This is a genomic window from Blautia acetigignens, from assembly GCF_025566865.1.
GTDB classification, from domain to species: Bacteria; Bacillota; Clostridia; order Lachnospirales; family Lachnospiraceae; genus Blautia_A; species Blautia_A acetigignens.
The window spans coordinates 108151-120496 of the sequence record NZ_JAOQJM010000006.1 but is presented as its reverse complement, the minus strand read 5'-3'; the positions used below and the strand labels follow the sequence as shown (position 1 = coordinate 120496).

The 12346-nt window shown below is 39.8% G+C and carries 8 protein-coding genes and 1 pseudogene; all 9 read right to left on the bottom strand.

Features of this window, described 5'->3' with window-relative positions; genetic code table 11:
* Positions 1-200: 200 nt before the first annotated feature.
* Entirely contained in the window at positions 201-437 is a 237-nt protein-coding gene (locus OCV70_RS09555; RefSeq protein ID WP_173767635.1) for a polya polymerase, read from the bottom strand.
* A 173-nt stretch (positions 438-610) separates the two neighbouring features.
* On the bottom strand, positions 611-1492 hold the full coding sequence (locus tag OCV70_RS09550; protein ID WP_117854229.1) for a carbohydrate ABC transporter permease: 882 nt from the start codon (positions 1490-1492) through the stop codon (positions 611-613).
* Between the two features lie 12 nt (positions 1493-1504).
* Positions 1505-2422 (bottom strand): ABC transporter permease, encoded by a 918-nt coding sequence (locus OCV70_RS09545; RefSeq protein WP_118582788.1) that lies wholly within the window; start codon positions 2420-2422, stop codon positions 1505-1507.
* A 97-nt stretch (positions 2423-2519) separates the two neighbouring features.
* Positions 2520-3962: an ABC transporter substrate-binding protein gene (locus OCV70_RS09540; RefSeq protein ID WP_117854231.1), complete on the bottom strand. Its 1443-nt coding sequence runs from the start codon at positions 3960-3962 to the stop codon at positions 2520-2522.
* Between the two features lie 216 nt (positions 3963-4178).
* Positions 4179-5291 (bottom strand): helix-turn-helix transcriptional regulator, encoded by a 1113-nt coding sequence (locus OCV70_RS09535; RefSeq protein ID WP_243176782.1) that lies wholly within the window; start codon positions 5289-5291, stop codon positions 4179-4181.
* A gap of 129 nt (positions 5292-5420) precedes the next feature.
* A pseudogene (locus tag OCV70_RS20150) lies at positions 5421-5753 on the bottom strand (response regulator); the annotation flags it as partial.
* A complete protein-coding gene (locus tag OCV70_RS09530; RefSeq protein ID WP_117854233.1) occupies positions 5750-7468 on the bottom strand; it encodes a sensor histidine kinase in 1719 nt (572 codons plus the stop codon). The pseudogene OCV70_RS20150 and the gene OCV70_RS09530, both read right to left, overlap by 4 nt.
* Before the next feature lie 51 nt (positions 7469-7519).
* Positions 7520-9967, bottom strand: coding sequence for a glycoside hydrolase family 3 protein (locus OCV70_RS09525; RefSeq protein ID WP_117854234.1), 2448 nt, complete (start codon positions 9965-9967; stop codon positions 7520-7522).
* Positions 9968-9989: 22 nt separating this feature from the next.
* Entirely contained in the window at positions 9990-12329 is a 2340-nt protein-coding gene (locus OCV70_RS09520) for a GH36-type glycosyl hydrolase domain-containing protein (protein ID WP_117854235.1), read from the bottom strand.
* Positions 12330-12346: the final 17 nt, after the last annotated feature.

Sequence of the window (12346 nt, the reverse complement as noted above, 5' to 3'; positions counted from 1 at the left end):
TGGAAAAGCAACCGGCTATTATATTATAAAAACATACGATTGGAGGGCATTGATATATGGAAGAAAACCAAACTCTAAACAGACCATAATAGAACTGCATTGTATAAAGATTTCCTTCGTAAAACGAAACTTCTTTATACAACGCAGCCTTTCCTTTAACTTTGAATCGTATGTAATTTTTCAAACAGGCTCCAACACTTTTATTTAACCGGAACCAGGAATTCCTTCAACAAAGCATAATCCTCTGCATCATAGCATACGATCTCATAGGATTCTATGTCCGGGTTGCTGAATACTCTGGTAAGCCCAATATACTGTGTCAGCTTGGAGGCAAGATTTAACACGTCTTTCACGTCTGTAATCAGTTCCACTCTTCCATGGCATTTCTCAAGTGCTCTGAAAAAGCCGTCAATGTTCTTTATTGATTTTACACGCATGGTTTTCACTCTTTTGAATTTCTTTTTTTCTTCGACATTAGAGCATGTTTACAAAGTACTTCACTGCTTCTTTTCATGCATCTTGTCAATGATATTATTTTAACACTATTTAAAATATTTTTTGCAATTCTATTTTTGTCATCATAGTTTCTATTTGGGAAACTATAATGATCTCACCCCTTCACAGCACCAACCGTAATTCCTTTTACCAGGAATTTCTGGAAAAACGGATATGCAATCAGAATTGGCAAAACTCCCAGAAATGCAATTGCCATACGCACTGATGTAGAAGGAATCTGTGCCATTACGCTGACACCAGACGCGGAAGTCTGTTTGATCATATCAATATTTCTCATAATCTTTGTTAACAATACCTGAATGCTGTAAAGGCTGTCGTCTGACAGATAATACAGACCATTCATCCAGTCATTCCAATATCCGAGACCAACCAGAAGTGCAACAGTTGCAATAATTGGTTTCGCCATAGGAAGTACACATTTCACAAGAATTGTCCCTTCACGCGCCCCATCGATTTTTGCAGCTTCGATAATTTCCATAGGGATACTGGATGTAAAATATGTTCTCATCATAATTACATTGTAAGCATTCAGTAAAAGATTGGGAATCAGCAATGCCCATATTGTGTTCTGAATATGGAAATTTCTTGTCCACATAATATAGGAGGGAATCAGACCACCATTAAACAGCATTGTGAAAAAGAGATAAAAAGCAAATATATTTCTGCCCGGAAGATCTTTTCTGGATAACGGATATGACATCAAAATTGTCATGATCAGATTAAGAACCGTTCCCACAACCGTAACACCAATAGAAACGCTGTATGCTTTTAACAGTGCACCAGTGCTGGAAAATAAATATTTGTATGCAGAAAGATCAAACTCTTTCGGCCAAAAAGTATAACCATATACTGACAGTGCCGATTCAGAACTGAATGACGCGGAAATCATCAAAAGAAACGGAGCCACACAGCATATTGTCAGCAATGCAAGAATTAAATTGGCAAAAAACTGGAATATTTTTTCGTTTTTATACATAGGTGCCTCCTTTTAAAACAACGCGCTTTCCGGATCGACTTTCTTTACGATCAGATTCGCTGTAATAACAAGTATAAATCCGACTACAGATTGATATACTCCTGCTGCTGCAGACATTCCAATGTTATTTGTCTGCATCAAACCACGATATACATAAGTATCAATTGTATTTGTCACATCAAGAAGTGTTCCGGAATTCATCGGAATCTGGTAAAACAGACCAAAGTCAGAATACATGATTCTTCCCACACTCATCAGTGTCAGAATTACAATCGTCGGTTTAATCGCAGGCAAAGTGATATGTAGGATCTGCTGCCATCTTCCTGCCCCGTCAACTCTTGCTGCTTCATAGTAAGTCTTATCAATTGCAATAATCATTGCATAGTACATAATACTGTTGTACCCGATATTTTTCCATAAATTAACGATTACCAGTATCACAGGCCAGTATTTCGGCTCATTGTACCAGGAAATTTTGTTCATTCCCAATTTTGCAAGAATCTGTGTATTAATATAGCCGTTTCCTTCACTGAGGAATGCAAATACCAGATAACTGACAATTACCATCGAAACCAGATACGGAATCAGAATACAGGTCTGATATATTTTTTTCGAAATCTTTGATCTTATTTCGCAAAGAAGGATTGCTACCGCAATTGCACACACAGTTCCTAAGACAATAAAAATAAGATTATAGCCAATTGTATTTCTCATAATGATCCATGCGTCTTTGCTGGCAAAAAGAAATTTGAAGTTTTTCAGTCCGATAAATGGGCTTCCATAAATTCCTTTCTGGAAATTATACTGACGAAATGCCAGTGACACGCCAGGCAGCGGCACATAATTATTAATAAAAATATATATGCAAGCCGGAAGCATCATCAGATACAAAGGCCAATAGCGTCTGATTTTTCTCATTTTACTTTTCATGAACAAACCTCCTCGTTTTTCTATTCAAACACATGCACTGCTAAGTGCATTTAAAAAGGACAGGACGAAACCGGCCTGTCCTTTTTATTCCCTTTACTTATTTCTGTTTTGCCAGATATTCATCCAGCTGTCTCTGTGCCTCTTCATGAATGGTTCTAAGACCAGCAGCTTCCAGTTCTTCAATGAATTCCGGAATTGCTTCTTCAGGATCTAATGCGCCCCACTGTAAAGGAGTTTCATACTTCTGCTTTACGTTATTACATGCAGTAATTTCGTTCATAATTGTAGAAGTATCCAGAACAAAACCAAGAGAAGTTGCACGTGCTGCACTATCATTGAACTCTTCAAGTTCCTGACGGACAGCTGGATCTTTTCCTTCGAATACTGGAAGAATATTTAAGTTCGGCCATGCCCACTCATATGTAGTATAAGTGTCTTTCACACCATCCGGAATCTTTACAACAGATCCTTCTTCTACCCATTCATAATTAACGCCTTCAATACCATATGCAGCCATTGTAGCTACTTCCTTATCGGAATAAAGCAGGTTCCACAATTCCATTGCTTTTTCCGGATATTCACAGCCTGCAGGAATACACCAGATACCTTTATTACGCTCTGTATCTTTAAGAGGCTCTACAAACTGGGCTGAAACAAATTCATGTCCATTGCCTTTTGAGAAATCTGCTTCTTTACCAGGAATCAGGTTTTCATAATCAGCAAATCCAACTGTGCTCATCGGACTGTTATCTGTGGAAGTAGCAGCATCTGGCATCAGAAGTCCTTCCTGGTTCCACTGGTACATATAATTACAGAAATCCTTCCATTCCTGTGTCTCATACTGGCTTGTGATAGTGGTATCACTTGGATCAAATCCATTTTCAAGTACAACTAGTCCATTATAAATATCATCAATGTGGAAGGTTTTCTGCATTCCGCCACCAACCCATGATGGAACAAGCGGATATAAATCCGGATAATTCTCTTTTACTTTTACAAGTACATCATGAAAATCGTCCATTCCTTTGATATCATCTGCATTGATTCCCAACTCATCCAGAATATCTTTTCTCATCATGACACCTGAAGCTCTTGCTTTGTCTCCATTGCTTGGAAGGAAATACATCTGGTCATCGAAATACAATGCTTTGGTATCTTCTTCTTTTACCATGGCAGCTGCGTCTGGTGCATATTCTGTATACAGATCATCCAGCGGAAGAAGCATTCCAGAGGATACCAGTCCGCTACGGTCAAGATTATGTGCACACACCAGGTCAAGTTTTTCGCCACTTGTCATTGCAAGATTCAGTTTTTCCGTATCAATTGTCTGATAGATTTCTACTTCTGCTCCAATTTTCTCTCTGGTGATTTCGCTAAGAGCCTCAGATACTTTTTCGCACTCTTCTGTTGAGCCTTCGCCAAACACCCAGATTTTAAGTTTTACAACATCATCATCTGCTTTTACTGCTACTGCCGGTGTAAATGCAGAGCATGTCATTAGTGCTGCAAGAACTGCTGCCATCATCTTTTTTCTTTTCATTTTTTCCTCTCTTCTGCACAGAAATAGATTTTATGTTCGCAGGCTTCCATGCATTGTCTGTGCTCATATGCTTTTGCCTCTTTCTGTTCTTTATTTTATCGCCCTGCCATATTTAAATCTATCAAAGAAGCATCCAGTATTGTTCTGTTTACGTTTACTTATTTTTTATTGATTATTTTTTGTTCTTTTTCCGCACATTTTTGTTCTTTTTCCGTTCTACGCGTTCCGTTCCGAGGATGGTGTCGTACCCATAACCTTTTTATAAACTTTACTGAAATGAGAAAAATTGTCATAACCAACTTTAGCTGCGATCAGACTGACAGGCAAAGATGTGGTAATCAACAGATTTTTTGCAGCCTTCATTTTGGTTAATGTAATATACTCCTTCAAAGGCATTCCTTTTTCTTTGTGAAACAGTCTCGAAATATAGTCCGGGCTTAGATAGACAGCTTTTGCAATCTGTGCACACTGTAAAGGAGAGTCCAGATTTTCACGGATATATTTTTCGATTATAGCCAGGCTGTTATCGGATGTTTCAGTTTCTGAACATGCCGAAACAAAAAAAGAAGTAATTTTTTTCAAATAAGCGGCAGCTGATTCCAGTGTAACAGCACTGCTGATTCCAGCCACATCTTCAAAAGCCGGTAAGGAATGTGCCGGAAGTTCCAGTTTCCGCGCGGCACTGTAAGCGCAGTGATAATAATTTTTGCAAAATTCAACCAGAGTATCGTGATTCAGTTTATTATTTATGTTTAAGGATTGAAGATACAACAATGCTTCCTGCTCTGCTTTGCCCGCCTGATTGCCAGAAAGATACATTTCGAATTGCGACAATAACTCCGGTTCACAGTATGTAATAGTTTGTGGAACACTTGCCGAATCAGAAAAAAAGATACCAGAACTTTGACAGATATTATTTTTCCTTTCTTCCTGCAAAGCGGCAGCTGTCCTGGACAACTCGCTTACCTGGAAAGAGGGACGTGTATAAAACGCGCAGGAACAGGAAAATTGCCTGGTAATTCTGGAATAGATCATATTTAACCGAGCATAATACACGTCTGCATCCATTAACTTATTTTCCAGGCTGTAAATAAGTATTCCAATAGACGTTTTATCTGGAAAATAAGACAATATCTGATGTTGAAACGGAGAGAAAAAATCTCTGAATATTTCTTCTGTACTTTGGCGCCATTCTTCAAAAGCTACTGGAAAGGAATGCCATTGTTGTATCTGAACCCACAAGAGATAAACGTCTGAACCAGCTGAAACCGGAATCTTCATTTCCTGAAGAAAGTGAAGCACCTGGTCAAGATCCGTTTCCTTTCCCATAAACCAGTCATTTAAAAGACCTTTCAACAAAGCATTTTTCTGGGGTAAAGCTGCTTTTCCAAAATTCAGCCAGGTCTGCTGCTGTTCTTTTTCCTGAATTCTTTTTATGCTCCGTTTAATAGCAGATTCAATGTCTTCATATCTTGCCGGCTGAAGAATATAATCAAAGCTTTCTAATTGAATTGCTTCCTGCGCATAGAAAAAATCAGCATGGGAAGTCAGAAAAATACATTCAAACTGGTAATGATTCTCCCTGCACCAGCGAAGAAGGGATAATCCACTTTCCTTTGGCATCTCAATATCTGTTAACAGAATATCAATAGGGTGGGAAAGAATAATTTCCCTGGCTTCGGATGCATTTAACGCCGTATAAACATTATGTACCAAAAGAGCACTCCAATTCAGACCTGATTTTAATGAAGAGAGTACACTTGGCTGATCATCTACTAATAAAATATTCATGATTCTATCTTCCTTTCCCGAAAAGGTATCAGAAGTTCCACACATCCCTGGTTTTCTATGTTATAAAATGCCAGAGTGCTTTGATTTTCGTAAATCATCTTCATGCGATAATATATGTTATAAATTCCTACATTGTAGTCTTTATACAAAAAATCATGTTCTTCCAGATGGTTCAGTGTATTCAGAGCCTCTAAAGGAAAACCTCCGCAATTGTCTGAAATTGTAATATTCAGATAATCCTGCTGCTCTATAGATACATGAGCAGTCTTCAATTGTATCTTAATATGAGATCGATCCTGACAATGCTTGATACTATTTTCTACAAAAGTAAGAATTGACAGAGGAGGAACCAAAACATCTGTTGTATCTGCCGAGATATCAATTCCAAGCTCCGGCCAACAAGAAAAATATAGCTGTTGCAATTTAATATAGCTGGATACAGAGTGAATTTCTTCTTCCAGACTGACCAGTTCAATGTTATTTCGAAAGATATAACGGAAATATTCTGAAAGAGCCAGAATGCTTTCCTGGATCTCGCCGTATTGTTTCTTTTCTGCCATGCCATACAGGCTTTTCAGACAGTTGAGATAAAAATGAGGACGGATCTGCAACTGAAGATACTGCAGCTGTGCCTGCTTTAAATCCAGTTTCTTTTCATATGCTTCCAGTTTTAAATCATTGATTTTAGTCAACATTTCATTAAAGGTCTGACCAAAGCGCTGCAGTTCCAGCAGATCATAATTGTCATTTACACGCAGCGATAAGTTTCCGTTTCCAACTTTTTGCATAGTTTCCATAAGCGTATTAATTGGATAAATCAATTTTCTGTACAGATACATTCCGATCAGGGATATTGAAAAAAGCAATGCGATCATACAAGAAATCAATACTTTCTGGAATAAATTCATATGTGACCAGATTCCCTTGTATGGAAAAATGCAGCAAAGCTGTAGATTATATTCTCCCACTGGTGAACTGATAAACTGATATGTTTTTTTATCAAGGGTTATTTTTCTGACAGGATTATCTTCATATGGAAATAGCAGTTTCCTGGTGACAAATTCTGAGGTATAAGGTGTTCCTTCCAAAGATGCATAAAAAAGATGCATATCCGAATCAGACATACCCGCGAACAATGAGAAATTATCCAGAGACGGATCCACCATAACAGCACAAATAGTAGTGTCATACCCGATCATCCGGATCAGTACCACCCGGTCTGAAAGCATAAATGGAATCCAGCGATTGCGTTCTTCTGACAGATGAATCGGCTGCATAAAGTAATCCTTGAGCAGTTTCTGGTCTTCATAGGAATAATGTTGCTGGAAGGAAGGATAATAACAATTATCACTTTTTTCTTTGCTGTACAGAAAAAATCCTCCAAGGCAGGAATCCTGCGTCAGAATCGGACGCAGGATCTGTAAGATTGTATAGGCATTCTGGTACTTTTCCAGTTGCGTGTTACTATAATGGAACGAATGAAAAGGAGAGCCGGGTACAACAAGATTATTAAGCTGAGTTTCCGATCGTTTCAAAACTTCTTCCATATGAGTTGTAACCTGCGACAGCTGGATTTCCGTATCTGACTGATCCGCATGAATCTGCCTGCTGATAGTATAGCAGGTCAGCACAAGAAGCAGGATAAGAGCCGGGATAGATACAGAAAGAAAAGAAATATTGAGAATCTGTTTAATTGTCTTCGGATTTTGTTTCATAATAATCTCCTCCTTTCCGGTTCCCACTTTTTCTTTCGTGAGGATTCCAAATTATGGGGTTACCTTGCTGGTCATATCCAGAAGATGGCTGACTGCATTCTCAAGCTCTCTGCGAGTCACACGCTTTTCCTGTACCCCCTTTAATATCTGGGCAATTACAGGAGGGCCTCCTGGCATGACAATATCGTTTCCAGCAGCAACAGCATCTGCTCCGTCTGTTACAATATCCATATCCCCCCAGTCGGTTACCACAGCTCCCTCAAATCCCCATTCTTCACGAAGAATATGGGTGCACAGATCTTTATTTGCTCCTGCAAAAATACCATTTATCTTATTAAAAGATGTCATAATACACGCAACCTTAGCATCACGAACCAGCATCTCAAAGGGCTTTAAATAAATTTCCCGGGCTGTGCGCTCTGTCAGGATCGAATCTACTGCATCATAATTTTTTCTGCTGCTTCCCCTGCGGAATGTTTCCTGCTCATTTACTGCAAAATGCTTCGGACATACCAGCACCGGATGATTCTCCTGTACACCCTTGGTTATCTCACAGGCACATATTCCAGTTAAATAAGGATCTTCTGAAAAATATTCAAAATTTCTTCCGCAAAGAGGATTCCTGTGTAAGTTTACAGCTGGTGCAAGCCATATATCCACTTGCTTTCTCTCGCATTCTTCCCCTATAGCATTTCCAAATTCATACCAGAGTTTTTTGTCAAATGCGCAGGCGATCAGCATTTCCGTTGGCCATGCTGTCTCTCCGATTCCAGCTGGTCCGTCTTTATAAAAAACAGACTTGATACCCTTTTCCTCAATCGCAGGAGAAACATATCCGGCATATCCAACCGGATGGCTGTTCGTGGTCAGAGGTGTCCCGTTTTCATCTAAAATTGTAGAAGGTTTACTCAGATCTCCTGCTGCTGCAAAAGGAATTCCAGGTCCGTATCCCACACAAAGGGCAGCCAGTTCTTCTATGGAAAATCCAGAAAAATTTCTTGTTTGCACTTTACAGTTATGTACTTCTGCTGCTTTTTTCTGTTGATTTCCTTTTTTAACTGTATCTACTCTCTCTGTTCTCTCTATTACGTCCGCTATTTTCGTCGTTCCATCAGGTTTTTTATCCTTTGTTAAAAATTTAAGCTTTCCACAGTTACAGGATGCTAACATCAGGCAATTCTCACATTGCTCCAGAACATAATCCTGTTCTGTTTGCATAAATTTTCCACAGACCGTATTTCTGGAAGAGTTTCCCACACGCAGTGCATACTCCCCTTTTTCCAGCACCCATGCGGCTCGCTCTTCTTCATATACCGCCAGTTCTTTCCATGGAATTGTAATGCTAAGCACTTCCTCTTCACCAGGAGCCAGCTGAGAGGTTTTTTCAAAACCTCCCAGAGCCTGCATCGGATGCTCACATCCTTCCTGATCCATTTTTGACCAATAGACCTGGGCTACTTCTTTTCCCGGCACAGCTCCTGTATTTTTCACACGGACAACAACTTTTATACCGTCTTTTTTCTTTTGGGTACCTGTTTCTGTAATTTCAAATGTCGTGTATGATAATCCGTATCCAAATGGGAATAACACATTTTTCTGAAAAGTATCAAAATACCGGTAACCTGCATAAATGTTCTCCCAGTAAACCGTTACAGGACTTTTCTCAAATCCCCTGCTGCCATTTTCCTCTGCGGATAATCCATAATCCTCATACGTCATGATCTGATCCGGATGTTCCTTATCCCATGAAAAATGTGCAGATGAAGGATAGTCGTTATAATCTTCTGCAATAGTCACTGTCATTTTTCCAGATGGGTTCACTTTTCCAGAAAGAATTCTGCCCAGGGCAACCGCACCTCTTTCCCCGGGAATTCCAAGAAACAATACACTTTTGATGCTGTCATACTTTTTCAGCCATGCCAGATCGATCAGACCATTTACATTTAATATAACCACAACTTTGGTAAACTGACTGCATACTATGTCTACCAGTTTTTCTTCTTCCCTTGTCAGGTAATAGTCTTCTGTCAAATGCCGGTCACATTCCTCACCACCGGAATTTCTTCCCAGAACGATCACTGCGGTATCTGTTTTTTCCGCTGCCTGTTGAAGCAGATACTCTGGCACTTCATATTCTTTAAGCGGAGCACGGTACTTTCCAAATATTTCATACATGATTCCACAGTTCATAGCCTCATTTACTTTCGTCCAGTCAAAAGTATCCTCTTCAGAAACCTTTTCCTCTTTCAGCTTATATGTGTAGAATCCCTTTAATAAAGCTTCCGGAATAATACTGTTTTTTTCACACTCGTCAAGAATCGTAGGACAGCCGGCAATATGAGCCCCACCTGAACCGTTTCCGGAATACAGCATTCCAATCTGTGCTCTTCCGAAGAATGCCACATCTTTCTGTCCGACAAATGGAAGAAGATTATCTTCGTTTTTTAGCAGTACCACAGATTCTTCTACTATTTTTTCTGCAACTTTTTTTTGATTCATTCTCTCTATTGCTCCTTACTGGTTACTGCTGTGAAATTTTCACTTCGACCTCATGCATCTTTCCATCTCTGAAATCTGGCAATACAGATTCCAGGCACGGCTTTCCATCTACAAAAAGACTTCCTTTTCCGTTCTCCACATGCTGTGGATTTTGAATCACAATGTGATAATCGGCTCCTCTGAAATGTCTTGTCATCTCTGCATTTTCCCATTCTGCCGGAAAACAAGGAACAATTTTTAAGCCTTCATAATCCCTCTTCACACCCATGATTCCTTCGTATATTCCCATCAGGCACCAGACAGATGTTCCTGTAGTCCAGGACTGATAAGACTTTCCGTAATATCCTGGATGTGTAGAGTAGCAATTGGTAAAGACATAAGGTTCAGCACCGGAACGTGAAGAAGGATTTTTCTCACTGTCAGGCATTATTTTCTTTAATGTCTGCAATGCTTTTGATGCTCTTCCCACCTTACAATCCATCAGAATCTTAAATCCTGTTGCGTGACAATAAACACCGCCATTTTCAAACAATCCGGGAAGCATTCCTGACATTCTTCCTACATGGGCATCGTAAATCTGGTAAGGCGGATCGTTCAATGGAAATCCAAAATCCCGCTCCATTTCATCAACGGACCGAAGCAGTTCTGGCAGCTTTTCATCATCTGCTACATCTGCCAACACAGCCCAGGTCTGGGCATTCAAATAGATTTTACTGCCTTTACTGTCCTTGGTACCTATATCTCCTTTTCTACTCAAAGCTCTAGCATACCAGTTTCCATTCCATGCCGCCTGATTGATACTGCATTTCATTTTTTTGTACTCTTCTTCCAGGAACTGTGCATATGTATGATCACCTGCATATTCCATCAGATTTTTCAGTTCCCGAAGTGCCAGACAGAACTGATGGGAAAGCATCACAGATTCTGCCTCTTCATCATCTGTAACATTCAGTGCGTCGTTCCAGTCTGCGAAAAATATTTTAACCAGACCGTTTTCACCTTTATCTGCAATCAGTCGGTCAACAGCTGCTTTCACATGCTCCAGCACTGTAGCTTCCCCACCATCCTGCCAGGCTGTCTTTTTTTCCAGCAATGCCAGATTACCAGTTTCTTTGATCAGTTCACATACTGCCCAGATGATCCAGAATGGCTGATCTGAGTAACGGGTATCATCATAAGGATACCAGGTCAGTACCGCATGCCCATCACGGAACTGATGTCTCAGACACTCTATAATCTCTTCTTCTGCTTTTTCCTGTCTGTAGTTCAAAAGTCCGACTGCGATCTGCAGATTATCCCGGACTCCTTTTTTCCCGACAATACAAAAATCAGCCTGCTTTTTCACCCAGTTATTCATAATATGGTTTATTTTTTCATCCGGTGTCTTAATTGACAGAGAACTGATTTTTTCATAATTGTATGCTGCTGCTTTTTCAAATTCCTGCTGTACTTTTTCCGGGTTTGATCCGTACTGTTCTACTACTTCAATCGCCTTTTCACATGACTGGCTGATTCCGAACAGCACATGAATTTCTTTTTTCTCACCTGGCTGTAACTGAATTTTATGCTGAAGCACTCCTCCAAGGATAAAAAGTGCAGCTTCTGAATTCGTGCAGTCTCTTCCCTGTACCACTACATCTGGCCGCTGAAATAACGCACATGCAGATGCATCCGGCATTGTTAAGGTCGATAACGAGCCACAGAATTTCGTCAAATCTCCATCATAAGCATATACTGGTTCCGTAGAAGCCAGAAATCCGTGATAATACTCATGTGGGGCAAACGGATGTGCGGAATCACAGTAAATTCCATTTAATTCTGACTGAAAACCAGTATTCATACAACGGTACATTTCGTAGTATCTTGGATAAGAAAATCCTTCCAGCGAAAAGCTGACAGCCGAAAACATACTGAGATTACGTTCCTGTTCTCCCTTATTACAAAGCGTCACTGTCCACATTTCATAAAGTCCCTTTTGGGGAACAAAAATTCTCCAGGAGCCTTCTATTTCATCTTTTTCTGATCGTATTTCTGAGTAGCTGATGTTGTGTGTACAGCTGTAATTTTCAACTTCCGCATTTAATGGTCCTTTTCCAATGTTCCAGCAGCTTCCACTTTCATCATCTCTTAAATATACATATCTGGCATCATTTTGATTAATCATGCACATATCTGCTTTTTCGCTGAGGAAATAGCTCCGGCCATGACCGGTCTGGGAAATCTGGGCACAATACCGGTCTTCATTCCATAAATAATTATACCAGTGTCTTGGCGTTGCCGGATCTAGTATCTGACAGCTGTTTCCTTCATCCGTAAACTGATACAGATCAGTGTTTTCCAGCATTTCTACTGATGTCTTCATAGCAATTTCTCCTCGTA